25 protein-coding genes are annotated in these 24,745 nt (G+C 57.2%); 8 read left to right on the forward strand and 17 right to left on the reverse strand.

Annotation, left to right across the window (positions count from 1 at the left end; genetic code table 11):
- Window positions 1-314 precede the first annotated feature (314 nt).
- The gene (gene fkpA, locus ACSOSI_RS24035; protein WP_261409398.1) at window positions 315-1,148 is read right to left on the reverse strand and encodes an FKBP-type peptidyl-prolyl cis-trans isomerase; all 834 of its coding nucleotides are present in this window, start codon (window positions 1,146-1,148) and stop codon (window positions 315-317) included.
- Window positions 1,149-1,517: 369 nt separating this feature from the next.
- Between fkpA and ACSOSI_RS24040 the strand changes: the two genes are divergently transcribed.
- Window positions 1,518-1,745 carry a SlyX family protein gene (locus ACSOSI_RS24040; RefSeq protein ID WP_012147235.1) on the forward strand — a complete coding sequence of 76 codons (228 nt, stop codon included), beginning with the start codon at window positions 1,518-1,520 and terminating at the stop codon, window positions 1,743-1,745.
- A gap of 60 nt (window positions 1,746-1,805) precedes the next feature.
- On the opposite strand, the gene slyD is transcribed toward ACSOSI_RS24040, so the two are convergent.
- From slyD to kefG, 4 genes are all read right to left on the reverse strand, one after another.
- On the reverse strand, window positions 1,806-2,408 hold the full coding sequence (gene slyD / locus ACSOSI_RS24045) for a peptidylprolyl isomerase (protein WP_012147236.1): 603 nt from the start codon (window positions 2,406-2,408) through the stop codon (window positions 1,806-1,808).
- Window positions 2,409-2,530: 122 nt separating this feature from the next.
- Window positions 2,531-2,734 (reverse strand): YheV family putative zinc ribbon protein, encoded by a 204-nt coding sequence (locus ACSOSI_RS24050; RefSeq protein ID WP_012147237.1) that lies wholly within the window; start codon window positions 2,732-2,734, stop codon window positions 2,531-2,533.
- A 14-nt stretch (window positions 2,735-2,748) separates the two neighbouring features.
- Window positions 2,749-4,557: a glutathione-regulated potassium-efflux system protein KefB gene (kefB, locus tag ACSOSI_RS24055; RefSeq protein ID WP_012147238.1), complete on the reverse strand. Its 1,809-nt coding sequence runs from the start codon at window positions 4,555-4,557 to the stop codon at window positions 2,749-2,751.
- A gap of 2 nt (window positions 4,558-4,559) precedes the next feature.
- The gene (kefG, locus tag ACSOSI_RS24060) at window positions 4,560-5,111 is read right to left on the reverse strand and encodes a glutathione-regulated potassium-efflux system ancillary protein KefG (RefSeq protein ID WP_012147239.1); all 552 of its coding nucleotides are present in this window, start codon (window positions 5,109-5,111) and stop codon (window positions 4,560-4,562) included.
- A 133-nt stretch (window positions 5,112-5,244) separates the two neighbouring features.
- Here kefG and ACSOSI_RS24065 point away from each other — a divergent pair, with 133 nt between their 5' ends.
- The gene (locus tag ACSOSI_RS24065) at window positions 5,245-7,158 is read left to right on the forward strand and encodes an ABC transporter ATP-binding protein (protein ID WP_476706261.1); all 1,914 of its coding nucleotides are present in this window, start codon (window positions 5,245-5,247) and stop codon (window positions 7,156-7,158) included.
- On the opposite strand, the gene tauD is transcribed toward ACSOSI_RS24065, so the two are convergent.
- From tauD to ACSOSI_RS24110, 9 genes are all read right to left on the reverse strand, one after another.
- The gene (tauD, locus tag ACSOSI_RS24070) at window positions 7,155-8,003 is read right to left on the reverse strand and encodes a taurine dioxygenase (RefSeq protein WP_476706262.1); all 849 of its coding nucleotides are present in this window, start codon (window positions 8,001-8,003) and stop codon (window positions 7,155-7,157) included. The genes ACSOSI_RS24065 and tauD overlap by 4 nt on opposite strands.
- Window positions 8,000-8,839, reverse strand: coding sequence for a taurine ABC transporter permease TauC (gene tauC / locus ACSOSI_RS24075; RefSeq protein WP_012147242.1), 840 nt, complete (start codon window positions 8,837-8,839; stop codon window positions 8,000-8,002). Before tauC ends, tauD begins: the two co-directional genes overlap by 4 nt.
- A complete protein-coding gene (gene tauB, locus ACSOSI_RS24080) occupies window positions 8,836-9,603 on the reverse strand; it encodes a taurine ABC transporter ATP-binding subunit (RefSeq protein WP_017894259.1) in 768 nt (255 codons plus the stop codon). The genes tauC and tauB overlap by 4 nt, the downstream gene beginning before the upstream one ends.
- A 9-nt stretch (window positions 9,604-9,612) precedes the next feature.
- On the reverse strand, window positions 9,613-10,608 hold the full coding sequence (gene tauA, locus ACSOSI_RS24085) for a taurine ABC transporter substrate-binding protein (RefSeq protein ID WP_017894260.1): 996 nt from the start codon (window positions 10,606-10,608) through the stop codon (window positions 9,613-9,615).
- A 107-nt stretch (window positions 10,609-10,715) separates the two neighbouring features.
- Window positions 10,716-11,837 (reverse strand): Gfo/Idh/MocA family protein, encoded by a 1,122-nt coding sequence (locus ACSOSI_RS24090; RefSeq protein WP_476706263.1) that lies wholly within the window; start codon window positions 11,835-11,837, stop codon window positions 10,716-10,718.
- Window positions 11,834-12,898: a sugar phosphate isomerase/epimerase family protein gene (locus ACSOSI_RS24095; protein WP_476706264.1), complete on the reverse strand. Its 1,065-nt coding sequence runs from the start codon at window positions 12,896-12,898 to the stop codon at window positions 11,834-11,836. Before ACSOSI_RS24095 ends, ACSOSI_RS24090 begins: the two co-directional genes overlap by 4 nt.
- Window positions 12,895-13,974: a Gfo/Idh/MocA family protein gene (locus ACSOSI_RS24100; RefSeq protein WP_012147247.1), complete on the reverse strand. Its 1,080-nt coding sequence runs from the start codon at window positions 13,972-13,974 to the stop codon at window positions 12,895-12,897. Before ACSOSI_RS24100 ends, ACSOSI_RS24095 begins: the two co-directional genes overlap by 4 nt.
- Window positions 13,967-15,226, reverse strand: coding sequence for an MFS transporter (locus tag ACSOSI_RS24105; RefSeq protein WP_115183622.1), 1,260 nt, complete (start codon window positions 15,224-15,226; stop codon window positions 13,967-13,969). The genes ACSOSI_RS24100 and ACSOSI_RS24105 overlap by 8 nt, the downstream gene beginning before the upstream one ends.
- Before the next feature lie 31 nt (window positions 15,227-15,257).
- Window positions 15,258-16,175 (reverse strand): GNAT family N-acetyltransferase, encoded by a 918-nt coding sequence (locus tag ACSOSI_RS24110; RefSeq protein ID WP_476706265.1) that lies wholly within the window; start codon window positions 16,173-16,175, stop codon window positions 15,258-15,260.
- A 243-nt stretch (window positions 16,176-16,418) separates the two neighbouring features.
- Between ACSOSI_RS24110 and ACSOSI_RS24115 the strand changes: the two genes are divergently transcribed.
- Window positions 16,419-17,399: a LacI family DNA-binding transcriptional regulator gene (locus ACSOSI_RS24115; protein ID WP_012147251.1), complete on the forward strand. Its 981-nt coding sequence runs from the start codon at window positions 16,419-16,421 to the stop codon at window positions 17,397-17,399.
- Here ACSOSI_RS24115 and ACSOSI_RS24120 read toward each other — a convergent pair whose 3' ends face one another.
- Both ACSOSI_RS24120 and ACSOSI_RS24125 read right to left on the reverse strand, forming a co-directional pair.
- Window positions 17,400-18,182 carry a PhzF family phenazine biosynthesis protein gene (locus ACSOSI_RS24120; protein ID WP_017894266.1) on the reverse strand — a complete coding sequence of 261 codons (783 nt, stop codon included), beginning with the start codon at window positions 18,180-18,182 and terminating at the stop codon, window positions 17,400-17,402.
- 10 nt (window positions 18,183-18,192) lie between these two features.
- Window positions 18,193-18,795, reverse strand: coding sequence for a LysE family translocator (locus ACSOSI_RS24125; RefSeq protein WP_012147253.1), 603 nt, complete (start codon window positions 18,793-18,795; stop codon window positions 18,193-18,195).
- 118 nt (window positions 18,796-18,913) lie between these two features.
- On the opposite strand from ACSOSI_RS24125, the gene ACSOSI_RS24130 reads away from it, so the two are divergent.
- From ACSOSI_RS24130 to ACSOSI_RS24140, 3 genes are all read left to right on the forward strand, one after another.
- On the forward strand, window positions 18,914-19,894 hold the full coding sequence (locus tag ACSOSI_RS24130; RefSeq protein ID WP_012147254.1) for a hydrolase: 981 nt from the start codon (window positions 18,914-18,916) through the stop codon (window positions 19,892-19,894).
- Window positions 19,891-20,124: a YheU family protein gene (locus ACSOSI_RS24135; RefSeq protein ID WP_012147255.1), complete on the forward strand. Its 234-nt coding sequence runs from the start codon at window positions 19,891-19,893 to the stop codon at window positions 20,122-20,124. Before ACSOSI_RS24130 ends, ACSOSI_RS24135 begins: the two co-directional genes overlap by 4 nt.
- A 151-nt stretch (window positions 20,125-20,275) precedes the next feature.
- Entirely contained in the window at window positions 20,276-21,145 is an 870-nt protein-coding gene (locus ACSOSI_RS24140; RefSeq protein WP_012147256.1) for a phosphoribulokinase, read from the forward strand.
- Window positions 21,146-21,184: 39 nt separating this feature from the next.
- Here the strand turns inward: ACSOSI_RS24140 and ACSOSI_RS24145 are convergent, their stop codons facing one another.
- Window positions 21,185-21,592: an OsmC family protein gene (locus ACSOSI_RS24145; RefSeq protein ID WP_012147257.1), complete on the reverse strand. Its 408-nt coding sequence runs from the start codon at window positions 21,590-21,592 to the stop codon at window positions 21,185-21,187.
- Between the two features lie 379 nt (window positions 21,593-21,971).
- Between ACSOSI_RS24145 and crp the strand changes: the two genes are divergently transcribed.
- Together crp and ACSOSI_RS24155 are read left to right on the forward strand one after the other, a co-directional pair.
- Complete coding sequence (gene crp, locus ACSOSI_RS24150) at window positions 21,972-22,604, forward strand: cAMP-activated global transcriptional regulator CRP (protein WP_004718520.1); 633 nt, start codon at window positions 21,972-21,974, stop codon at window positions 22,602-22,604.
- Window positions 22,605-22,658: 54 nt separating this feature from the next.
- On the forward strand, window positions 22,659-24,734 hold the full coding sequence (locus tag ACSOSI_RS24155) for a YccS/YhfK family putative transporter (protein WP_476706266.1): 2,076 nt from the start codon (window positions 22,659-22,661) through the stop codon (window positions 24,732-24,734).
- The last annotated feature ends 11 nt before the right edge of the window (window positions 24,735-24,745 follow it).

A 24,745-nucleotide genomic window follows, 5' to 3' on the forward strand; every position in this document is an offset into this window, starting at 1 on the left:
TTGTGATTACGCAGGGTGGCTGGCTGATATCAGTCTGAAACAGCACGATGTGCGTCCGCCGGCCTTGACGACCAGGAACAGTTTTAGGTACACGCCCTAAGGGGCAGGCGCATGACTTATAAGTCCGGATAATTAGTCTAGCAAAACAGCCAGAGTAAAGTCCTTGCGTTTGCGCGTGGTATTGACGTTAAGCCCGATGCCCGGCAGGCGTCAAGCGATCAGTGGGGGAGGAAGTGAAAGTTACGCCTGATTTGGCAGGTTGAAATGAACACCGCCGCGAAGAATGTTCGCGGCGGTGTGGGGCTCAGGCAGACTTACTGCGCTTTGGCATCGGCCGCTGCGTCAGCCGGTTTCTCAGCCTTGGCGTCCGCTTTCGGCGCGGCTTTCACATCCAGCAGCTCAACGTCGAACACCAGAGTGGAGTTAGCCGGAATACCCGGGACGCCAGTTTTACCGTAGGCCAGCGCCGGTGGGATAACCAGCTTGATTTTGCCGCCTTTCTTGATGTGTTTCAGGCCTTCAGTCCAGCCTGGGATCACACCGTCCAGACGGAATGACAGTGGCTCACCACGGGTGTAGGAGTTGTCAAACTCGGTACCGTCGGTCAGGGTGCCCTTGTAGTTCACCACAACGGTATCGCTGTCTTTAGGCGCCGCGCCGGCACCTGGCTTCTCTACCTGATACAGCAGGCCAGACTCGGTTTTCTTCACGCCTTTTTCTTTAGCGAAGGTATCACGGTACTTGGTGCCTTTCGCTTCGTTATCTTTCGCATCCTGCTCCATCTTCGCCTGAGCGGAAGCCTTCACGCGTGCTTCAAAGCTTTGCAGGGTTTTTTCGATATCTGCATCGTTCAGCTTGCTCTTGTTGGCAAAAGCGTCCTGAACGCCTGAGATCAACTGGTCTTTATCCAGTTTGATGCCCAGTTTTTCTTGCTCTTTCAGCGAGTTGTCCATGTAACGGCCCAGGGATGCACCCAGTGCGTAAGCCGCTTGCTCGTCATCGTTCTTGAACTTGCCAGTGCTTGGTGCCGCGTCGGCAGCTTTAGCCGCTTCTGCTGGTTTAGCTGCATCAGCAGCCATAACCTGGGTCGCATTCAAAGCAAAAGCCATGGTGGTTGCCAGAAGCGTGACTTTAAACAAAGATTTCATCCATTTCTCCAGTGTCTGAAGCGATGCCCCAAACAATCATTAAGTAAGATAACCGGGCTACTATAGCTGTCCGAAACAAAACAAAACAGTCACACAGGTAACCAATCGAGTCAAAGTGTGACTCCAGCTTTAAACAGAAGTTTCGTTTAATGTGCTACCCGTATGATAAATCAGATTTTTCCATCATCCGACGCCCAACGGTAACAAATCCGCCCATGGTAAGCGCTCTATTTTTCAGCACTTTACACAGTGCTATGACGCGTGCGGTTATCGCCCCCATGAAACGGGGTGAAATAGCGCAGCGCAAAGCCGGCAGCAGCTGTTAACATAGCGTCAGATTCAGGATTAAACCGCGTCAGAGGTAGCACCATGCACAACGCCGATAACCACAGCCTGTTACTGCGGCTGGAAGAGCTGGAGAGCCGCCAGGCCTTCCAGGAAGTCACCATCGAAGAGCTCAATCAGATCGTGGTGCAGCACCAGTTTGAAATGCTGAAATTACAAGAGCACCTGCGCGTGCTGACCGATAAACTGCGTTCGAGCCAGACGTCGATGATAGCTTCGCAGTCGGAAGAGACTCCGCCGCCACATTATTGATAAACAATAAAAAAGGGCAGCCCCAGGGCCGCCCTTTTTTTTGCCGTTACAGCATTGCGATTAGTGGCAACCGCAACCGCCGTTACCGCAACCGCCTTTCTTGGCCGGAGCCTGGTCGTGTGCATGGTCATGATCGTGGTCATGGCCATGACCGCCGCAGCAGCCTTCACCGTGTTCATGGTCGTGATGATGATCGTGCTCGCCATGTACGTGGCCGTGCGCCAGTTCTTCAGCGGTAGCTTCGCGGATCGCGACAACTTCCACGTTGAAGTTCAGGTTCTGACCCGCCAGCATGTGGTTACCGTCAACCACTACGTGGTCGCCGTCCACTTCGGTGATTTCGACTGGCACTGGGCCCTGATCGGTATCAGCCAGGAAGCGCATACCCACTTCCAACTCGTCAACGCCCATAAAGACGTCTTTCGGCACGCGCTGCACCAGGTTTTCGTCGTAGTTGCCGTACGCATCGTTAGCGCCAACATTCACGTCAAAACGGTCGCCCGCTTCGTGGCCTTCGAGTGCTTTTTCCAGACCCGCAATCAGTGAACCATGCCCATGCAGATAGTCCAGCGGCGCACTCACCGGAGACTCATCAACCAACACACCGTCTTCTGTACGTACTTGGTAAGCCAGGCTGACCACCAAGTCTTTTGCTACTTTCATGATATCTCCTACCGTTGGATACTTGGACGCAACCGTCATGGGGGCCGCGCCTTAACCGGACAGATTGTATCGGAAATCTTTCCCGCTGTACCCTTCAGCATAAAAAATCGCGCCCGATAACGCTACTCCGGATGGAAAATACCGATCACCTGCTCCTGCGGCCGGACGTGCTTTTCCACCTGTTCTTCGGTCTGTCGCTGGTGATGGCCGCACTTGACGCACTCCACCACTTCGACCTGGTCTTCACGCCAAACTGCCAGCGTATCCATAGCCTTACAGCTCGGGCAGACTGCTCCGGCGATAAATCTTTTACGTGTTGCAGACATATCAGTGCTCCAAATTATTCGTATTCATCCCAGCCGTCGAACTGGCGACTCTCTTTTTGCATTTCTCGGTGGAAAAGTTCTTCCAACTCACGCCGCGCTTCTTTCACGCGGGAAATTTGCGCCACATCGCCGTGATGCGGCGGCATCAATTCACGCAGCATACGCATGTCCAGCCGGCGGAAGTGCTGTTGCGCACGATAGGCCTGATGCGGATGCATACCTAACTCCATCAGTGCCTTTCGCCCCAGTTCCAGCGCGCTGGAGAAGGTTTCGCGGCTGAACTGCTTGACCCCGGCCTGCAGCAATTCGTGCGCTTCAACACGACCGCGCGCTCGCGCCAAAATGCTCAGATCGGGGAAATGCTGCTGACACAGCCGCACAATTTCCATAGTGTCTTCCGGCTCATTACAGGTGATCACGATCGACCTGGCCTTCGCCGCACCGGCCGCACGCAGCAGCTCCAGCTCGGTGGCGTCGCCGTAATATACCTTGTAACCGTAGCGGCGCAGCACGCCAACGGCGCTGACATCGCGCTCCAATACGGTGATGCGCATCTTGTTGGCCATCAGCAATCGGCCGATCACCTGACCAAAACGCCCGAAGCCGACGATGATCACCTGCGGGTCATCGTCCTCCACATAGGGTGTCTCTTCGTCTTCATCCCTGGCGTTGTATCGGCGCACCAGAATACGGTCAATAATTTGCATCAACAGCGGCGTAGTCATCATCGACAAGGTCACCACCACCAGCAACAGCGCGAGTTGATCGGGCTGCAGCACCTTCTGCGTGCCCGCCGCCGAAAACAGTACGAAGGCAAACTCGCCGCCCTGGCTAAGCACGCCGGCAAACTGCAAACGCACCGAACTGCGCAGGCCAAAAATACGCGACAGCGAATACAGGACGCCCGACTTGATCGCCACCAGCAGCACCACGCCCAGCAGCACTTCGGCCAGATGGGTATAGAGTACGCCGATATTCAACGCCATGCCCACCGAGATAAAGAACAGCCCCAGCAGCAGCCCCTTGAATGGCTCGATTGAAATCTCCAGCTCATGGCGATATTCACTCTCCGCCAGCAACACGCCGGCGATAAAGGTGCCGAGCGCCATCGACAGGCCGAGCGCATCCATAAACATCGCCGCCCCCAACACCACCAGCAGAGCGGCAGCGGTGAAGATTTCGCGTACTCCGGAAGAGGCGATATAGCGGAACAGTGGCCGCAACAGGAACCGCCCGCCAATCAGCATGCCGCCGAACGCCGCCACCTTGAGTGCAATTTGTGCCCAGTCGTCACTGCTGCCCCCGGCCCCGGCGAGGATCGGGATCAGCGCCAGCGCCGGGATCACCGCCATATCCTGGAACAGCAGCACCGAGAACCCCAGTTGGCCGCCCTCATTGCGGTTCATGCCCTTCTCGCGCATTAGCTGCAACGCCATGGCGGTTGACGACATCGCCAGCCCGATACCGCCTATCACGGCGGCCTGCCAGGCAAAATGGGTCAGATAAAGCAAGGCCCCCAGCACCGCGGCGGTGATCAGCACCTGTCCGGCACCGACGCCAAAGATTGAACGCCGCAACTCCCACAGCTTGCTGGGGTTCAGCTCCAGGCCGATGATAAACATCAGAAACACCACGCCCAGTTCGGAAAAGTGCAGGATCTCGTCGACGTCGCGAATGAAGCCCAGCCCCCAGGGGCCGATGGCAATGCCGGCAATCAGGTAGCCCAAGACCGCGCCAATACCCAGGCGGCGTGCAATCGGCACCGTGACCACCGCAGCGAACAGAAACAGTAAAATTGCGGTCAGTAAGGTTGAGCCTTCCATGTTTACCTCCCTCCGTGTGGCAGCGGGTTGCGCAACCAGTCGCCATACGCCGTGGCATGGCTTTCCAGCACCTCTGGCTTCTGCCGACGCGCCCAATACACCAGCATCGGCGTCAGCCAGTGCATATGGCACATGGCGGCGGTCAACTCAAACGGGCGTAAAATATCTTCTATCGGATAGCGGTTATAACCGCCGGTACGGTAGGCGCCCTCCGGTTCACCGGTGGTGATCACCGAACGCCAGTATTTTCCCGCCAGCGCATTGCCCCCCATGCCGCTGGCAAAACCACGCGACAGCACGCGATCCAGCCATTCTTTCAGCAGGGCCGGGCAACTGTAGGTATAGAGAGGATGTTGAAAAACAATGACCTGATGTTCACGCAGCAGTTGTTGTTCGTGGTGAATATCAATAAAAAAATCAGGATAGTGCGCGTATAAATCGTGCACGGTGACATGTTCCAACTGCTGTGCCGGTCGAAGCAAAACCCGATTCGCGACCGAGTCCTGGGATTCCGGATGGGCATACAGCAGCAAGACCTTCGGCGGCTGCGACATCATTCCCCTCCAAAGCGTCGTCAGGGTAGCGGTTTTCCGTTACCATGCTCCGCAAAGACTAATAATAGGACAGTCTGCGTCCTGTTAACTTAGAACTCACTCAATTTAACATACTCTGAACATACGGCACTTTATGATTGTATTTTCCTCGCTACAAATCCGACGCGGCACCCGCGTCCTGTTGGACAACGCCACGGCGACGGTTAATCCAGGTCAGAAGGTCGGCCTGGTGGGTAAAAACGGCTGCGGCAAATCCACGTTGCTGTCATTGCTGAAGGGCGAGATGGCCGCGGACGGCGGCAGCTACACCTTTCCAAGCAACTGGGCCCTGGCCTGGGTTAATCAGGAAACACCGGCGCTGGACGTGCCTGCGCTTGAGTATGTGATCGACGGCGACCGCGAATTCCGCCAGCTTGAAGCCGAATTGCAGGTGGCGAATGATAAAAACGACGGCCACGCCATCGCCACATTGCACGGTAAACTGGATGCCCTTGATGCCTGGACCATCCGTTCTCGCGCCGCCAGCCTGCTGCACGGCCTGGGCTTTTCCAACGAACAGTTGCTCAATCCGGTACGCGCCTTCTCGGGCGGCTGGCGTATGCGCCTTAACCTGGCACAAGCGTTGGTCTGTCGTTCAGACCTGCTGCTGCTCGACGAACCGACCAACCACCTGGATTTGGACGCGGTGATCTGGCTGGAACGCTGGTTGAAAAGCTACCCAGGCACGCTGGTGCTGATTTCGCACGACCGCGATTTCCTTGATCCGATCGTCGATAAGATTCTGCATATCGAACAAGAAACCATTAACGAATATACCGGTAACTACTCCTCGTTCGAACGTCAACGTTCGACCAAACTGGCACAGCAGCAGGCGCTGTACCAGAACCAACAGGAGAAGGTAGCGCATCTGCAAAGCTACATTGACCGCTTCCGCGCGCAGGCCACCAAGGCCAAGCAGGCGCAAAGCCGTATCAAAATGCTTGAACGCATGGAGCTGATTGCACCGGCCCACGTCGATAACCCGTTCAGCTTCAGCTTCCGCCAGCCGGAAAGCCTGCCGAACCCGCTGCTGCGCATGGAGAAGGTCAGCGCCGGTTATGGCGACAAGGTGATCCTGAACTCGATCAAACTGAACCTGGTGCCCGGCTCACGTATCGGTCTGCTGGGCCGTAATGGCGCCGGTAAATCCACCCTGATCAAAATGCTGGCCGGTTCGCTGGAGCCGCTGAGCGGTGAGATTGGTCTGGCGAAAGGCATCAAGCTGGGTTACTTCGCCCAGCATCAGTTGGAGTTCTTGCGCGCCGACGAATCCCCGTTGCAGCATCTGAGCCGCATCGCCCCGCGGGTGCTGGAGCAGCAGTTGCGCGACTATTTGGGCGGTTTTGGCTTCCAGGGCGATAAGGTCACCGAGATTACCGAACGTTTCTCCGGTGGCGAAAAGGCGCGGTTGGTGCTGGCGCTGATTGTCTGGCAGCGCCCTAACCTGCTGCTGCTCGATGAACCGACCAACCACCTGGATCTGGATATGCGTCAGGCGCTGACCGAAGCGCTGATCGACTTTGAAGGCGCGTTAGTGGTGGTCTCGCACGACCGTCACCTGTTGCGCTCCACCACTGACGATCTCTATCTGGTGCACGATGGCCAGGTGGAAGTGTTCGACGGCGATTTGGACGACTATCAGCAATGGCTGGTTGACCTGCAACGTCAGGAAAACCAGCAGGACGCGCCGGACAGGGAAAACAACGCCAACAGCGCGCAGGCCCGTAAAGATCAGAAACGTCGGGAAGCCGAGTTCCGCAGCCAGACTCAGCCGCTGCGCAAGCAGATCGCCAAGCTGGAACAGCAGATGGAAAAACTGAGTGCCGAACTGGCGGCGGTGGAAGAGAAGCTGGCGGACTCCGCGTTGTACGACATCAGCCGCAAGGCCGATTTGACGCTTTGTCTGCAACAGCAAAGCCAGGCCAAGTCCGCGTTGGAAGAAACGGAAATGACCTGGCTGGATGCGCAAGAGCAGTTGGAACAGTTCACCAACGAGTTTGACCTTTAAGCCTTGTAGAAAGGCTTGTCCCCCAGAATGGTCGCGCGGTGCATAATGCGCCGCTGCGGCAGATAATCCGCGTTGGCGTAATGCTGCGTCACGCGGTTATCCCAGATGGCAATGTCATTTTCCTGCCAACGCCAACGCACCTGAAACTCCGGCTTGGTGATGTGGGCGAACAGAAAGTTCAGCAGCGCGTCGCTTTCCTTCGGTGCCAGATCAACAATCCGCGTCGTAAAACCTTCATTGACGAACAGGGCCTGCCGGCCGCTGACCGGATGCGTGCGCACTACCGGATGCAGCAACGGCGGATTTTTCTGTACCGCTACCTGCCAGCGCTGGCGCTGTTCTTCGCTGCCGCGATGCTTGTGTTCCGGGAATGACTTGGTGAAATCATGCTCCGCCTTCAGCCCGGCCAACAGTTGCCTGAACGGCTCAGACAGCGCTTCATAGGCCGCGATACCACTGGCCCACAGCGTATCGCCACCGGTGGAAGGCAGGGTTTTCGCCGCCAGTATCGCCCCCAGCGGAGGATTCTCGATAAAGGTCACGTCGGTATGCCAGTTATCATTGTCCGGCGGATTATTGTCATGGGTATCCAGCACGATAATCTCTTTCACATCGGCGGCTTGCGGATAGACCGGGTGAATATGCAGGTCGCCGAAGCGACCGGCCAAATTCCGCTGTTGCAACGGGGTGATCGGCTGATTACGCAGAAACAGCACCTGATGTTTCAGCAATGCATGGTAGAGCTGTTCGAATTGGCCATCACCCAGGGGGCGTGCCAGATTAACGTTTTCCACCAGCGCACCGATATAAGGCCCCAACGGGGTGATACTTAAACGTTCGTTCATTGGTTTACTCCGTGCCACGGGGTCAATCGGCGCTGCAGGGCGCGCAGCCCCAGCTCCAGCCCAAATGCAATAATCGCAATCACACCGATACCGGCCAGCACCACGTCGGTAGCCAGAAACTCACCGGCGGATTGCACCATAAATCCCAGGCCGCGGGTGGCGGCGATCAGTTCTGCGGCCACCAGCGTCGACCAACCGACTCCCAGCCCAATGCGGATGCCGGTTAAAATCTCCGGCAAGGCGCTAGGCAGCACCACAAAACGCAGCAACTGCCAACGATTTGCACCCAGCGCACGGGCGGCCCGCACGCGAACCTGCGCCACACTGCGCACACCGGCTACGGCAGACAGCGTCACCGGGGCGAAGATCGCCAGATAAATCAGCAAGATTTTCGAGGTTTCGCCAATGCCGAACCAAATCACCATCAGCGGTAAATAGGCCAGCGGCGGCACCGGGCGGTAAATTTCAATCAACGGATCGAGAATGCCGCGCACCGTATCGTTCAGCCCCATGGCGATACCCACAGGTACACCGATAATCACCGCCGCCAACAGCGCCACCAGAATGCGCCCCAGGCTGGCGGCCAAATGCTGCCATAGCGTGGCGTCCATAAAGCCTTGCGGGCTGGCGATGGTAATCAGTTGATGCAGCACCTGCTGCGGTGCCGGTAGAAATAACGGGCTGATCAGGTTCAGCGCGGTCACGCCCCACCAGATGGCCAATACCACCAGCAGGGTGGCGCTGCTCAGCCAGAGGTTACGCGGCACGCTAAAACGGCGCGTCGGGGCGGCAGCCTGCGGCTGAACAACTTCTTTGAGGGCGGAATGCAGGCTCATAGCAAGGCCTCGCGCTGTTGGAAGACTTTGCCCAGCACATATTCGCGCTGCGCGATAAATTCAGGGTCGGACTTGATCGAACGGCACGCCTCGCCGTTGGCATAGCGTTGGCCGAAGTTAAGCGCCAGGCGCTCCACCACCTGCCCCGGTCCCGGCGACAGCAACAGCAGTTCACTGGCCAGAAACACCGCTTCTTCAATATCGTGGGTGATCAGCAGCACCTGTTTGCCGGTATCCCGCCAAATGGTCAACAGCAGTTCCTGCATTTGTTCGCGGGTAAATGCATCCAGCGCGCCAAACGGCTCATCCAGCAGCAACAGGCGCGGATCGGCAGCCAGCGCACGGGCAATCCCTACCCGCTGACGCATGCCGCCGGAGAGTTGCCAGATAAAGTGCTGTTCATAGCCGGCCAATCCGACGCGTTGCAACATCTCTTGTGCCACCTGACGTCGCTGCTGTTTGCCGACACCGGCCAGTTGCAGACCAAACTCCACGTTATCCACCACGTTGCGCCACGGCAGTAAACCTTCATGCTGGAACACCACGCCCCGTTCGGCTCCGGGGCCTTTTACGGGAACTTCGTCAAGCGTGATGCTGCCAGCTGAAGGCTCGATAAACCCGGCGATCAAATTCAGCAGCGTGGTTTTGCCACAGCCCGAGGGCCCGAGCACCACCACCAGTTGCCCGGCGTCAATCTGGAAAGAGACGTCGCGCAGCGCAGGGCGCCCCTGATACTCTGCTGAAAGGTGATTAACGTTTAACATGCTGCTCCCTTACGACTGCGGCGCAGCCTGCACCTGTTTCACAAAGCGATCGGTGACGTAGGCACTGTAATCACCGTCGACCTGCGGAATTTTGCCCTGCTGTTTAAGGAACTCGGCGGTATCGCGGATAGCCTTGTCCACCGGCTGGCCAAGTTGGGTTATTTGCTCCGCCACCGGCAAATAGGTATTGCCCTTCACCAGCACCGGTATCTGTTCCTCCGGCACACCGCTCAAACGGGACAGCGTGTTGAGATTGCCTTTATCCTTCAGCCACTGCTCCGGCTGCGCCAGATAGGCTTTTTGGGCGTTCAATGCGCTGGCGGCAAAGGCGGTCACCACTTCCGGGTGTTTTTCGGCAAAGTCCTTGCGCACCACCCAGACGTCAAGCGTCGGCGCGCCCCATTGTCCAACCTGGGCAGAATCGGTCAGTACCTTGCCCTGCTTGGCTAATTCATTGACTACCGGCGCCCAGACGTAGGCCCCGTCGATGTCACCGCGCTGCCAGGCAGCGGCAATGGCCGGCGGTTGCAGATTGAGAATTTTGACCTGCTCAGGCTTGATGCCCCAGTGCTTGAGCGAGGCTAGCAGGCTGTAGTGAGTGGTTGAGATAAAGGGCACGGCGATTCGCTTGCCGATCAAATCCTGCGGGGTTTTGATCTCTTTCTTCACCACCAGGGCTTCGGAGCTGCCGAGCTGGGAGGCGATCAGGAAGACTTCGATAGGGAGTTTTTGGCTGGCGGCCACCGCCAGTGGGCTGGAACCGATATTACCGATCTGCACGTCACCGGAGGCCAAAGCACGCAGCACGCTGGAGCCGCTGTCGAATTTACGCCAGTCAACGGTGGCACCGGACTGTTTGGCGAAGCTGTTTTCCGCCTGCGCCACCTTGGCGGGTTCCGCCGAAGTCTGGTACGCCACGGTCACGTCCACCGCATAGGCGTTAGCCGCAGCAAGTGATAACACCAGCAGTGCCGCGCCGCGTAATGAAAAGTGTTTGCTCGCCATGATCGCTCCGTTGATAAAAGTCTGTTCAGTTGCTGACAGTTTTATCTGAGCGGTGACGAGCTATAAAAGAATAAAAAAAACTGCGTTATTACTTATGGGAATATAAATTAATTCAGGTCGATCCATTGCCCGCCGGCAGCACTGCTACGTTGGGCAGCATCGATAAATGCCATGCCCTGCACCCCGGTCTCAATCCCCGGTAACAGGGGAGCCGCCTGCGACCCATCCCGCAATCGTGCCGCCGCCTCGCGGTAAATCTGACCAAATCCTTCCAGATAGCCTTCAGGATGCCCTGCCGGTACCCGTGCCAGTGAACGGTTCTCCACATACTGGAATGAAGAGGCGCGGGTTATGCAATAGGCTGGCGCATCCCGGGGCCGCATCCACAGCTGATTCGGTTGTTCCTGACAAAACTCCAGGCTGCCGTCGCTACCATAGACTCTCAACCGCAGGCCGTTCTCATGGCCACAAGCCACCTGACTGGCCCACAGTCGGCCTCTGGCACCGTTGGCGTAGCGCATCTGCACCCGCACATCGTCGTCTACCTGACGCCCAGCAATAAACGCAGTGAGTTCGGCGCTGATCGCCTGCGGCAACAGGCCGCTGACAAAGTGCGCCAACTGCCAGGCATGGGTACCCACATCACCAATACAGCCGGCCCCGGCCTTTTCTGGCTGGGAACGCCAGCCAGCCTGCTTGTTGTCGGTCAGTTCCAGCGGCTGCGCCAGCCATTCTTGCAAATACTCCACCTCGATAAAGCGGATCGCCCCCAATTCACCGGCTAATACCCGACTACGCGCCTCGCGCACCAACGGATAGGCACTGTAGTTATGGGTCAATATCAGCTGCTTTCCGCTACGCTGCACCGTCTCGGCCAACTGCAACGCCTCGGCATAGCTGTTGCACAGAGGCTTGTCGCAGATGACGTCGATGCCGGCGTTAAGAAACGCGGTCGCCACCGGCGCATGCAGATAATTGGGGGTGACGATAGCCACCACATCGATGCCGTTTTCGCGCGCCGCCTCTGCCTGCGCCATCTGCTTAAAATCGTGATAGCAGCGCTGTGGGTCGAGGTGTAGCCGTTCGCCGGTGCGGCGACAATTTTCCCAATCAGCAGAGAAAGCCCCGGCTACCAGCTCAAACTCATCGTCCATCCGCGCCGCCAGACGATGCACTGCGCCGATAAAGGCCCCTTCGCCACCGCCGACCATCCCCAAGCGTAATCTCATGGTTGCTCTCCCATACCCAACATCTGTCTGACCTGATTGCGTTCACCGCTGACGGCGGCAAAATCATCAAACGCCCTCTCAGCGACCGGAATAATATGGCGGGCGATAAACTCAACCCCTTCCCGCGCACCGGCCTCCGGCGATTTCAGACAGCACTCCCACTCCAGCGTGGCCCAGCCGGGAAAATCGTACTGCGCCAGCTTGCTGAAAATTGCCGGGAAGTCGATCTGCCCATCGCCGAGTGAACGAAAGCGTCCGGGTCTTTCCAGCCACGGCTGATAACCGCCGTACACGCCGCTGCGAGCATTGGGCCGATACTCAGCATCCTTGACGTGAAACGCCCGAATGCGCGGGTGATAAACATCAATAAAGCCAAGATAGTCCATCTGCTGCAAATGCAGATGGCTGGGGTCATACAGGATATGGCAACGCGGGTGATTGCCAACCTGCCGTAGAAAGCGCTCAAAGGTCACACCGTCATGCAGATCCTCCCCTGGGTGCAGTTCATAGCAAAGGTCAACACCGACGTCGTCAAAAGCATCGAGGATCGGCCGCCAACGCTGTGCCAGTTGCCCGAAGGCTTCCTCCAGCAACAGCGCATTGTGCGGTGGCCAAGGGTAAAAATAGGGCCAGGCCAGCGCGCCAGAAAAAGTCACGTGTGCGGCTAATCCCAACCTCTGCGATGCCTGTGCTGCCATCAGCAATTGCTCCGTTGCCCATGCTTGCCGGGCCTGAGAATTGCCGCGCACCTGAACCGGAGCAAAGCCGTCAAAAGCCGGATCGTAAGCCGGATGCACCGCCACCAGTTGCCCCTGCAAATGGGTGGATAACTCGGAGATCGTCAGGCCGTGCCCCGCCAGCAACGCGCGCACCTCGTCACAATACTCCTGACTGTGGGCCGCCCGCTTGAGATCAAAAATAGTGGGAGACGTGGTCGGGATCTGCAGACTTTTAAACCCCAGCCCGGCGGCCCAAGCGGCCAACCCGTCCAGCGAATCAAACGGCGCCTGCGGGCCGATAAACTGGGCCAGAAACAGCCCCGGCCCCTGAATGGTTTTCATGCTGATGACCTCCCTAACATTACTGTTTGCCGGCTGCGCACCGCTTCGTCCGCCGCCAGTACCACCCGCAGGCTGTTCAGGGCATCCTGCCAATGCCGGTCGAGATCCAACCCGTCCTGGATCGCCTGAAGAAAATAGCGCTGCTCGCTCAGGCACAGCGCCAAATGGTCCGGTTCGTCCTGACAGTCAATCCAGCGGTCCGACTGGAGAAACTGATTAGTGCTATCCAACGCCGCGCTGTGGATACGCAACGAGTCGGTACGGGTGTGGCCGTCGACGTTATCTGAATCCGCATCCGCCTGCCGCGCGACGATCGAGACTGAGCCACGCGGTCCAATCACGTCTTTGACGAAGTAGGCGGTTTCGCTGATCATCGGCCCCCAGCCGGCTTCGTACCAGCCAACGGAGCCATCGGCAAAACGCACCTGTAACTGGCCATAGTTGTACATTTCCGGCGGCAGCTCCTCACTCAGTCGTGCTCCGATGGCGCTGACGCTGACCGGCTCCGACTGGGTCATCTGGCACATCACGTCAAGGTAATGCACGCCACAGTCGACAATCGGCGACAGCGACTGCATCAAATTGCGGTGCACATCCCACATCGCACCGTGACTCTGTTGATTGAGGTTCATGCGCATCACCAGCGGTTTGCCCAGGTCACGGGCCAATTCGACAAATTGTTGCCATGACGGATGGTGACGCAGAATATAGCCGACCACCAGTTGCCGCCCGGCGGCCCGCGCGGCGGCAATCACTCGCTCCGCACCGACCAGGGTAGTGGCGAGCGGTTTTTCAATGAACAGATGGCAACCGGCAGCCAGCGCCGCCAACGCGTAGGCTTCATGGGTATCTGGCCAGGTGGTCAGGCAAACCGCATCCGGACGCGTCACCGTCAGCGCCTGGGCGAAATCACTGAACACCGGGTAACCGCCCCCCAACCGGGTATTGAGCCGATGTCGGGAATCACCGCGCGCCACCAAGCCGCAAATCTCGACGCCGTCCATATCGTGATAGGCTTCAGCATGTGAAGCCCCCATATTGCCGCAGCCCACCACCAGCACACGCAAATCAGTCATCGCGTTGCTCCCCCTGCGGGATTTCCCGGTAATTGAAGGTGAAGAAGAACAGTGCCGCGATCGCCAGCGCACCGATGGCCGGATACCACCAGAAACTCTGCCACTGTGGCAGCGCTGCCGCCCCTTCCGCCGTCACCAAACGATTGAACAGTGCACCGCTGATTTGCGAACCGATCAACATGCCCAGACCATAGGTGAACAACACCAGCAGACTCTGGGCCTGGCCCTTGACCTTGTCACCGGCCACCTTGTCGGTGTAGATAAAACCGATCACGAAAAAGAAGTCGTAGCACATACCGTGCAGAATGATGCCGAGGTAAATCATCCAGCGCAGTTCTTCGGTAATCCCCAGCGCAAACATCACGTAGCGCAGGAACCACGCCAACATGCCAATCAGCAGCATCACCTTGATGCCCAGCCGTACAAACAGAAACGGGATCAGCAGCATAAAGAACAGTTCGGACATCTGCCCCAGCGACATCACCCCGCCGACATTGCTGAAACCGGTCGCCGCGATGAAAGGCGCGGCATAGGCATAGTAGGCCGCCAGCGGGATAGAGATCAGCGTCGCGCAGATGATAAACACCAGGAAGTGTCGCTGCTTGAGCATGGCGAAAGCATCGGCACACAGCAGGTCACGCATTTTTATCGGTTTGCCGCGTTCCGGTGCCGGTGTGTGTGGCAAGGTGAAGCTGTAAATGGCCAACACCAACGAGGCCACCGCCGCCAGTGTGAAAATACCGGTACTGTCTGACAATCCGCTGGCACCGACGATCAGCCCAGCGACAATCCAGCCAAAGGTGCCGAACGCCCGCACCACAGGAAAGGCTTTTTCGCTGTTGCTCAGGCTATAAAACGCCACGTTGTTGCTGAGGGCGATAGTCGGCATATAACACAACATATAACCGAAAATGATCCACAACAGGCCGCTCTGTCCACTGCTGAAGAAGCCGGGCATCAGCCACAACAACCCGGCACCGATCAGATGCAGCACCCCCAGCACCTTCTGCGAGGCGAAGAAGCGATCGACCAGCATGCCCAGCACAAACGGTGACAGAATCGAAGCGATCGGCCCGGTCGAGTAAGCATCGCCGATGATCGCCGCCAGGCCGAACTTACCCATCACTACGCCGAGCGTGACGTACCACGCCCCCCAAACAAAGAACTGCAGAAACATCATCAGTGCCAACCGCGGCACCACCCATTTGAATGTGACGCTTTTGGTCCCCAGGACCGCGCTGTCAGTTTGCATAATTCCCCCATTGGTCTTGTTGTGGTGTTGTCTAACCGCTTTCCGGCAGGAAGGACGGCATAACCACACCGCCGGGTTGTAGCGCACGGCCTTTCACCTGCGCCAAATGCAATTCACAAATCCGCCCGCCCCACTGCAACAGCACCTGACTGAGGGCGGAACGTTGCGCCGGTACCAGCACCACCGGCGTGGTACCGCGATGGTGGCGATCCAGCATCCAACCGATCAACTCCAGGGCAATCTCTTCGCTGTGGCTACAGCCCGGCCCCAACAGGCGGGAAGCCGGATGCGCCACCGAGGTCAGATAACCGCCCATGCTGCCGTCAAGTTCCCACACGGCAGTCCGCCATAGCCCGCTGGCGTCATTGAGGAAGTAGTCAATATCGCGCCGACGTTCGATGCCCAACAGCATTCGTTCCAACTGCAGGATGCCTGGCAGATCATCTGGCCGGGCGGCGCGCACTCTGCCGCGCGTCAGACTGGGGAAGGAAAATCCCTCTACCGGCACCGGTATCGTCATATCCTGGTAAATCGCATAGGGCGTAAAACCGGCACGGTGGTACAACGCGTAGGAGTCCAGATTTAACGCGCTGGAAATCAGGCGTATAGGTAGCGATCCCGCCAGTTCGTCGGCTTTCGCCATCAGCTGCACGGCGATACCACGACCAAAGTAGTCGGGATGTACATTCATGATGCCCAGCCCGAGATGAGTTTCACGCGGGTGAAAGAAGCAGGAACCGCACAGCACGCCCTGTTCATCGTGCGCAACCCAGTGCTGTCCGGGATCCAGATGGCGATAGACGTCAACAAACAGCCCGCAGCTGGTCGGTGCTGCGGAAAAGATGGCGCCCATGCCGTGGCGTTGATACCAGGCATTGGTCGACAGATGAATCAGTTGTGCGACCGCCTGGCGATCACTGTTTTCCGCTACTCTCAGTTGCACCTGCATCCGCCCCCTCTTTTCAGATTATGGGTTCAGCGAAATAACGTGAAATCGCAAAATGTAATCGATTTCATTTTCACCATGAGCAAAATGTAATCGATTTCTTTTTTTCGGCAACCTGATTAATCTGTTGAAAGGGGCTGATAAGATGAATTTGTAACCCACATCACAATCCTGAGGCCAGGCGCAGACTTTTTGCCGCGCTTGGGCATATTGTGCGGGGCAATTGGGCAGAAGGAACAGCAAACCATGTCGATCGAAAAGGTGGCGAAACTCGCCGGCGTCTCTGCCGCGACGGTCTCACGGGTATTGAACGGCCAGCAAATCGTCAAACCGGCCACTCGCGACAAGGTACTGGCGGCGATCCGCGCATGCGACTACCAACCCAACCTGCTGGCGCGTCAGCTACGCACTTCGCGTAGCCGTATGCTGCTGGTACTGGTTTCCAGTATCACCAATCCTTTTTGTTCCCTGGTAGTACGCGGTATCGAAGAAGAAGCCGAACGCCACGGCTACCACATTTTGCTGTGCAACTCCGAATCCAATCCAACCCGGGAGTCCGCCTATCTCAGCCTGCTGAGCGGTAAAGTGGTCGACGGCGTGATTACCATGGACGCCGTCAGTTGCCTGCCCGGCCTGACCGCAATGATTGGCGATTTTCCCTGGGTACAATGCGGCGAAGGCGATCCCGAGTTCCGTGCCTCTTCAGTCACCATCGACAACCATCAGGCGGCGAGGGCCGGCGTGCGTTATTTAGCTGCACGGGGTCGACGACGTATTGCCCTGATCAACAGCGACATGCGCTATCTCTACTCGCAGCAGCGAGAGCAAGGTTATCGACAGGCGCTGGCCGAAGCCGGATTCGACTATTGTCAGGTGGAATACGTCGAGGGGTTGGAATATGCCGCCGGTGCGTTGGCCATGGCTCGCCTGCTGGATGCCGGGCCGCGACCGGATGCGGTATTCACCATCTCCGACGTGATCGCCGGTGGGGCGATGAGCACCCTGCACCAACAGGGATTGCGCATTCCCGAAGATGTCGCGGTAATGGGCTTTGACGGCGTGCCATTCGGGGCCGTCACCACGCCACCGCTGACCACCGTCGAACAACCGATGCACCAGTTCGGCGTGCGCAGCGTGCAGTTGCTGCTGGAAAAAATCAAAAATCCGCAACAACCACCGCGCAATGAAGTGCTTGAGTGGCGGCTGGTTGAGCGTGGCTCAGCCTGATTACAAGCTCAATTCCCCACGCAAAAACGTGTGCGCATAGCCGCCAATCAAGGTGCGATCGCCCTTCAGCTCACAGAACAACTCGCCGCCGCGCGCCGAAATCTGCCGGGCGTGCAGCTGATGGCGACCAAGACGTGCGCTCCAGTAGGGCATCAGCGTGCAGTGTGCGGAGCCGGTCACCGGGTCTTCGCCGCCGTCGAGGGTAAAATAGCGCGAGACAAAATCCACCGCCTCACCCGGAGCGCTGACAATCACTGCCCGGCCGACCAGGGCAATCAGTGCCGGGATATCCGGCTGTAATGCCCTGACCTGCGCTTCGTTTTCCAATACCACCAACAGCGCATTGGCCTGCCACACTTCCTGCGGATTAGCCCCCAGCAGCGCCGCCAACCCTTCAGGCTCCACAACCTTCTGCGGCGGCCGGGACGGGAAATCCAGGACCAGGCGTTCGCCATCTTCGGCGTCGCGTTTAACGTACAGGTCGCCGCTCGCCGAGCGGAAACGAATATCCTGCAGCGCCGGGTTCACCACGCTGAACATCACGTGTGCCGCCGCCAGCGTGCCATGACCGCACAAATCGACTTCTCGCTGGGGAGTAAACCAACGGATGGCCGACATATCGCCATCGTCCCAGACAAAGCTGGTTTCCGGCAGGCTCAGTTCATTGGCGATAGCCTGCATCTCCGCAACCGACAACGGCTGCTTCAGCAGGCAGACGCCGGCCGGATTGCCCCGAAACCCTTTACCGGTGAAGGCCGCAATATGGAAGTAATTTTCTGCCATTCGCAATTCCTTAATGCCAGATGAGTAACACACAGGCCGCGGTGAGCAACCCCATAGAAACGTTAAAAATGATCCAGGCCTTTTTGCTGCGCAGCAGTCGGCCAATCACCGTGCCAAATCCCAACCAAATCACGCCGGCAATGATGTTCACCACGAATATGCCCAGTGAGATCGCCAGAATCGAGGCGTTGTATTGAGCACCCGCCAGGCTGAAGCTGGCCACCGCCCCCAGCGCCATCAGCCAGGCTTTGGGATTAAGGAACTGTAGCAGCCACCCCTGGTAGAGCCGTATCGGTTTGGGCGGTGCCACGTCGGTTTCCAGCTTTTCATAAGCGGCTGTAGCCACTTTCCATGCCAGCCACAGCAGATACAGGCTACCGAGAATTTTCAGCACCAGATGCAGCGCCGGATAAACCAGAATCAGGCTGCCGACGCCGAACGCCACCAGCAGCAAAATGCTTTGCATGCCGAGCATGATGCCAATCATCAGCAACAGTGAACGCATAAAGCCAAAGTTGGCACCGGAAGTGGTCAGTAACATATTGTTGGGGCCAGGTGTGATCGCGGCAACCCACAGAAAACCTAACATCGAAAGAAATAAACTCGCATCCATCAGGCGGGCGCTCCTCACCCAGGTCATTTTTTGCAGTATTATTGTTAACTCAGGCTAGTGAAGCTAACAGCGCACTAATCATCCCACAATAGTTGCCAATAAGAATTTTACTCAGGTTATGCATGAATCCTTTCGCCCTTTGACCGGGGCCAGTAATCCGCACCTGCAAACGCTGCTGCCACGGCTGGTGCGTCGCCGCGTGCAGTTGAAACCCCACTGGCAACGGCTGGAACTGCCCGACGGCGACTTTGTCGATCTCGCCTGGAGCGAAGATCCGGCTCAGGCCAGCGGCAAGCCGCGAGTGGTGCTGTTCCACGGCCTGGAAGGCAACTTCTACAGCCCCTATGCCCATGGCCAACTCAATGCCTGGCGTGAAAAGGGCTGGCTCGGGGTGGTAATGCATTTTCGCGGTTGCAGCGGTGTGCCGAACCGCAAGCAGCGTATCTACCATTCTGGTGAAACGGAAGATGCGCGCTTCTTCCTCCAGTGGCTGCGTGCTACCTACGGAGAAGCCCCCACCGCTGCCGTTGGCGTTTCGCTCGGCGGCAACATGCTGGCCTGTTATCTGGCACAACAGGGCGCCGACAGCCTGCTGCAGGCGGCGGTGGTGGTTTCTGCGCCACTGATGCTGGAACCCTGTTCGTGGCGGATGGACCAAGGCTTCTCGCGGGTCTATCAGCACTACCTGCTCGGGCAGTTGAAACAAAACGCCACCCGCAAACTGCTGCACTATCCTGATACGCTGCCGCTCAAACTGCCGCAGCTCAAGGCATTGCGTCGGATCCGCGACTTTGATGATGCCATTACCTCGCGCATCCATGGCTTTAGCGACGCCACCGATTATTACCGCCGTTGCAGCGCCCTGCCGTTGTTACCGTCGATCCAAACGCCGCTGTTGATCATCCATGCCAAGGACGATCCTTTTATGACCGACGAAGTGATCCCCGAAACCGCCACGCTGCCGCACAATATTGAATATCAATTGACCGAGTTTGGCGGTCACGTCGGTTTTGTCGGCGGCACATTGAAAAAACCCCATATGTGGCTGGAATACCGTATTCCATCCTGGCTTGCCCCTTACCTGGAAACAACCAAGTGATCATCCCCTGGAAAGAACTGGAAACCGAGACCCTCAATAGCCTGATCGAGTCCTTTGTGCTGCGCGAAGGTACCGACTACGGCGAGCATGAACGTTCGCTGGAACAGAAAGTGGAAGACGTGCGCCGCCAGCTGAAAAACGGCGAGGTGCTGCTGGTGTGGTCAGAACTGCATGAGACCATCAACATCATGCCGCGCGGGCAGTTCCGCGCCGGACAAGAAGAAATTTAGTGCTTATCGGTTCTATGACTGACGGAAAAAATCAGGTAACAATGAGGGATTGCAAACCAACGCGCAGTATTTTGCCCTAGGCGAAAGGGTGTCAAACAGACCAATAATGATATCTGACACCGGCGCATTAAACACGGAGTGACCCATCACCATGTCCGCCAAACATCCCGTTATCGCAGTGACCGGCTCCAGCGGTGCCGGCACCACCACCACCAGCGTGGCGTTCCGTAAAATCTTTCAGCAGTTGAACATCCGCGCCGCGGAGCTGGAAGGCGACAGTTTCCATCGCTATACCCGGCCGGAAATGGACGCGGCGATCCGCAAAGCGCGCGATCTTGGCCGTCATATCAGCTATTTCGGCCCCGAGGCCAACGACTTTGGCCTGCTGCAACAAAGCTTTAGCGAGTACGGCACCAACGGCACCGGCCGTTCACGCAAGTATCTGCACACCTACGATGAAGCGGTACCCTATAACCAGGTTCCCGGTACCTTTACCCCGTGGGAAGCCTTACCGGCACCGACCGACGTGCTGTTTTATGAAGGGCTGCACGGCGGCGTAGTGACCGAGCACAACGACGTGGCCAAGCATGTCGATTTGCTGGTCGGCGTGGTGCCTATCGTTAACCTGGAATGGATCCAAAAGTTAATCCGCGATACCGGCGAGCGCGGCCACTCTCGTGAAGCGGTGATGGATTCGGTGGTACGTTCGATGGAAGACTACATCAACTACATCACGCCGCAGTTTTCCCGCACCCATATCAACTTCCAGCGGGTGCCGACGGTAGATACCTCCAACCCGTTCGCCGCCAAGGCGATCCCCTCGCTGGACGAGAGCTTTGTGGTGATCCACTTCCGCGGCCTGGATCAGATCGATTTCCCTTATCTGCTGGCGATGCTGCAGGGTTCTTTTATCTCGCATATCAATACGCTGGTGGTGCCGGGCGGCAAAATGGGGCTGGCGATGGAGTTGATTATGGCGCCGCTGGTGCAGCAACTGCTGGAAGGCAAAAAAATCGAATAGCTTACCGGAGCGCGGCAACAAGCCGCGCTCCTTTATCCGTCAGGACACTGCGCGGATCTCAAAGCTGTGGGTCACGCTGGCAGCCTTGCTCAGCATCAATGACACCGAACAGTATTTCTCGGCGGAAAGATTCACCGCGCGCTCGACAATTTTGTCACTTAAATCTTTACCGGTGACGATGAAATGCAGGTTGATATGGGTAAACAGTCGTGGCGCCTCCTCACGCCGCTCGGAGGTTAATTTCACCTCGCAGTCGCGCACATCGTTACGTCCTTTTTGCAGGATCGACACCACATCTATCGCGCTGCAACCTCCCACCGACATCAGTACCATTTCCATTGGGCTGGGGGCTTTATCCCCGGCGTTGCCGTCCATCAGCACCTGATGGCCAGACGCGGATTCACCCAGAAACGTCAACCCTTCCACCCACTTAACTCTTGCCTGCATACTGGTCACTCCGGTTAATTTCTTAAAATCAGACTACGCTTTCGCATAGAAACTGGCAACGGAACCTGATGCTAATCATGCTGAAGCGAGACAACACAAGACACCCGCCTCACTCTGTGCTACAAACAGAGCCGCAATAAATCTTTCCGGGACACTGATTTCAGGGAAACTCCCAGGGAAAGGCTCCTTTACCGGTATGTTAACAGAATGTAGCTTGCAGCTCTCCCGGCAAGTTAATATGCTAGGGCGACAGCGTATATTTATGACACGCCTCAAAACCTGCTGACAGCCACCATTAAAAGAACGGCGACAGCACGTTTTACAGGGAACTCTGACCCCTGTGACACAAGGCAGCGATAACAACAGAGGATAACAGCGAATGGTTCTCGGCAAACCGCAAACAGACCCTACTCTCGAATGGTTCCTGTCTCATTGCCATATCCACAAATATCCATCCAAAAGTACGCTGATTCACCAAGGTGAAAAGGCTGAAACGCTTTACTACATCGTCAAAGGCTCCGTCGCGGTGCTGATTAAGGATGAAGAGGGTAAAGAGATGATCCTGTCCTACCTTAACCAGGGGGATTTCATCGGCGAGCTTGGATTATTTGAAGAAGGTCAGGAGCGTAGCGCCTGGGTTAGGGCGAAAACCGCCTGTGAAGTGGCTGAAATTTCCTATAAGAAATTCCGCCAGTTGATTCAGGTTAACCCGGACATCCTGATGCGCCTGTCAGCTCAGATGGCAAACCGTCTGCAGATCACATCTGAGAAAGTGGGTAACCTTGCTTTCCTGGACGTTACGGGCCGCATCGCGCAAACCCTGCTGAACCTGGCGAAACAGCCTGATGCCATGACCCACCCGGATGGTATGCAGATTAAAATTACCCGCCAGGAAATTGGCCAGATCGTCGGTTGCTCACGTGAAACCGTGGGTCGTATTCTGAAAATGCTGGAAGATCAAAACCTGATCTCCGCCCACGGCAAAACTATTGTCGTTTACGGCACGCGTTAATCACTGAAAAAACGGCGCGATGATTCGCGCCGTTTTTTTATGCCCCGAGTCATCATGTGGCGCCGACTGATCTACCACCCGGAAGTTAATTACGCACTGCGGCAAACGCTGGTGCTTTGCCTGCCGGTACTGTTTGGCTTGCTGATAGGCCAACTGCAATATGGCCTGCTATTTTCCCTGGTTCCCGCCTGCTGTAACATCGCCGGGCTGGACACGCCTCACAAACGTTTTTTCAAACGCCTGATCGTCGGCGGTTCACTGTTCGCACTCAGCAGTTTGTTACTGCAGCAAGCCCTGTTATGGCAGTTGCCGCTGCCGATACTGATGCTCGGCCTGGCGCTGCTGCTCGGCGTCAGCGGTGAAATCAGCCCGTTACACGCCCGTCTGCTGCCCGCTGCGCTGGTTGCCGCCATCTTCTCCCTCAGCATGGCCGGTTCAGTACCGCTTTGGCATGCGCCGCTGTTATATGTGGTCGGCACCGCCTGGTACGGGCTGTTCACCTGGTTCTGGTTCAAACTGTGGAAAGAGCAGCCGATGCGCGAGTCGCTCAATCAGCTCTATCTGGAGTTGGCGGACTACTTCGAGGCCAAATACTCACTGCTGACCCAGCATACCGATCCACAGACCGCGTTACCGCCGTTGTTGGTTCGTCAGCAAAAGGTGATGGATCTGATTACTCTGCTGTATCAGCAGCTAAACTTTCTGCCGCACGCCAGTAACCTCGAGCAAAAACGTCTGCAACGAACCTTTCAGGTCGCGCTGGATTTGCAGGAACACATCACCGTCAGCCTGCACCTGCCGGAAGAAGTACAAAAGCTGGTGGAACAGAGCCAGGCCGAAGCGATTATCCGCCGCAACGCACAGGTGATTGCCGGCCGGCTACGCACGGTGGCGCACGATATTCTCTATCACCAGCATTCGCAGCGCTTCAATATGGGCAATGAACTGGCAGCATTGGAAAAAGTAGCGGCACAGCACCCGGATAATCCGGTGGGTCAGTTCTGCTACTACCACTTCAGTCGCATCGCCCGTCTGCTGCGTACTCAGCATCCACTCTATCGGCGTGACCTGATGGCCAATCAAAACCGCCTGCCGTTTTGGCCGGCGCTGGTCAGTTATCTGTCGTTCAAATCCAATGCCCTGCGTAATGCGGCACGATTAGGCGTCACGCTGGCGGCAGGCAGCAGCCTGGGGATGATTTTCAACCTGCCGAAACCCTACTGGATCCTGCTCACCATCATGCTGGTGAGCCAGAACGGCTACAACGCCACCCGGGTGCGCATCCAACACCGTGCGCTCGGTACTTTGGCCGGGCTGGTGATCGCCGCCGGTCTGCTGCAATTACAACTGCCCGAGGCCGAAACCCTGAGCGTGATGCTGGTGATTACGCTGCTGGCCTATATGGTGTCACGTAAAAATTACGGATTGGCGGTGATTGGTTTTACGGTGACGGCGGTCTATACCCTGCAATTACTGGCGCTGAACGGCACGAATTTCCTGGTACCGCGTCTGATCGACACCCTGATTGGCTGCGTACTGGTGTTCGGCAGTACCATTTGGCTGTGGCCACAGTGGCAAAGCGGGCTGCTGCGCAAGAATGCCCATCAGGCGCTGGAGAACGATCAGCAGGCGTTACGTTTGTTGCTGGAAGAGCAAGAGCCGGATCCCACTGCACTGGCCTACGCACGCATGCAGGTCAATCAGGCGCACAACGCGTTATTCACCTCACTGAATCAGGCGATGCAGGAACCGGGGTTTGAATCGAACTATCTGGCGGATATGCGCCTGTGGGTGACGCACAGCCAGTTTATTGTCGAGCATCTGAATGCGATGACTATCCTGGCGCGCGAGCACTATATGCTGACGCCAAAACTGGCGGAGGAGTATCTGCAATCTTGCGAGATCGCGCTGCAGAGCTGCCAGCAACGGCTGGAGTACGACGGGCCGAGCAGTGGCAACAGCATTATGCAGCCGCCGGATTTGCACCCAGATATGCCGGTGACCGAAATGGAGCGCCACCTGCGGCGTATTCTTTCACACTTGAGCGTGATGCATACCATCTCGTCATTGGCCTGGAGCCAACGCCCACACCACGGCATCTGGCTGAAACGCAAACTGCGCGATCAATAAGGGCGCCGTCT

It is taken from the genome of Serratia sp. AR11, assembly GCF_056376275.1.

Bases quoted from the DNA above. Each gene is read 5' to 3' on its own strand.
- fkpA (WP_261409398.1), bottom strand. From the start codon at position 1,148: ATGAAATCTTTGTTTAAAGTCACGCTTCTGGCAACCACCATGGCTTTT.
- ACSOSI_RS24040 (WP_012147235.1), top strand. From the start codon at position 1,518: ATGCACAACGCCGATAACCACAGCCTGTTACTGCGGCTGGAAGAGCTG.
- slyD (WP_012147236.1), bottom strand. From the start codon at position 2,408: ATGAAAGTAGCAAAAGACTTGGTGGTCAGCCTGGCTTACCAAGTACGT.
- ACSOSI_RS24050 (WP_012147237.1), bottom strand. From the start codon at position 2,734: ATGTCTGCAACACGTAAAAGATTTATCGCCGGAGCAGTCTGCCCGAGC.
- kefB (WP_012147238.1), bottom strand. From the start codon at position 4,557: ATGGAAGGCTCAACCTTACTGACCGCAATTTTACTGTTTCTGTTCGCT.
- kefG (WP_012147239.1), bottom strand. From the start codon at position 5,111: ATGTCGCAGCCGCCGAAGGTCTTGCTGCTGTATGCCCATCCGGAATCC.
- ACSOSI_RS24065 (WP_476706261.1), top strand. From the start codon at position 5,245: ATGATTGTATTTTCCTCGCTACAAATCCGACGCGGCACCCGCGTCCTG.
- tauD (WP_476706262.1), bottom strand. From the start codon at position 8,003: ATGAACGAACGTTTAAGTATCACCCCGTTGGGGCCTTATATCGGTGCG.
- tauC (WP_012147242.1), bottom strand. From the start codon at position 8,839: ATGAGCCTGCATTCCGCCCTCAAAGAAGTTGTTCAGCCGCAGGCTGCC.
- tauB (WP_017894259.1), bottom strand. From the start codon at position 9,603: ATGTTAAACGTTAATCACCTTTCAGCAGAGTATCAGGGGCGCCCTGCG.
- tauA (WP_017894260.1), bottom strand. From the start codon at position 10,608: ATGGCGAGCAAACACTTTTCATTACGCGGCGCGGCACTGCTGGTGTTA.
- ACSOSI_RS24090 (WP_476706263.1), bottom strand. From the start codon at position 11,837: ATGAGATTACGCTTGGGGATGGTCGGCGGTGGCGAAGGGGCCTTTATC.
- ACSOSI_RS24095 (WP_476706264.1), bottom strand. From the start codon at position 12,898: ATGAAAACCATTCAGGGGCCGGGGCTGTTTCTGGCCCAGTTTATCGGC.
- ACSOSI_RS24100 (WP_012147247.1), bottom strand. From the start codon at position 13,974: ATGACTGATTTGCGTGTGCTGGTGGTGGGCTGCGGCAATATGGGGGCT.
- ACSOSI_RS24105 (WP_115183622.1), bottom strand. From the start codon at position 15,226: ATGCAAACTGACAGCGCGGTCCTGGGGACCAAAAGCGTCACATTCAAA.
- ACSOSI_RS24110 (WP_476706265.1), bottom strand. From the start codon at position 16,175: ATGCAGGTGCAACTGAGAGTAGCGGAAAACAGTGATCGCCAGGCGGTC.
- ACSOSI_RS24115 (WP_012147251.1), top strand. From the start codon at position 16,419: ATGTCGATCGAAAAGGTGGCGAAACTCGCCGGCGTCTCTGCCGCGACG.
- ACSOSI_RS24120 (WP_017894266.1), bottom strand. From the start codon at position 18,182: ATGGCAGAAAATTACTTCCATATTGCGGCCTTCACCGGTAAAGGGTTT.
- ACSOSI_RS24125 (WP_012147253.1), bottom strand. From the start codon at position 18,795: ATGGATGCGAGTTTATTTCTTTCGATGTTAGGTTTTCTGTGGGTTGCC.
- ACSOSI_RS24130 (WP_012147254.1), top strand. From the start codon at position 18,914: ATGCATGAATCCTTTCGCCCTTTGACCGGGGCCAGTAATCCGCACCTG.
- ACSOSI_RS24140 (WP_012147256.1), top strand. From the start codon at position 20,276: ATGTCCGCCAAACATCCCGTTATCGCAGTGACCGGCTCCAGCGGTGCC.
- ACSOSI_RS24145 (WP_012147257.1), bottom strand. From the start codon at position 21,592: ATGCAGGCAAGAGTTAAGTGGGTGGAAGGGTTGACGTTTCTGGGTGAA.
- crp (WP_004718520.1), top strand. From the start codon at position 21,972: ATGGTTCTCGGCAAACCGCAAACAGACCCTACTCTCGAATGGTTCCTG.
- ACSOSI_RS24155 (WP_476706266.1), top strand. From the start codon at position 22,659: ATGTGGCGCCGACTGATCTACCACCCGGAAGTTAATTACGCACTGCGG.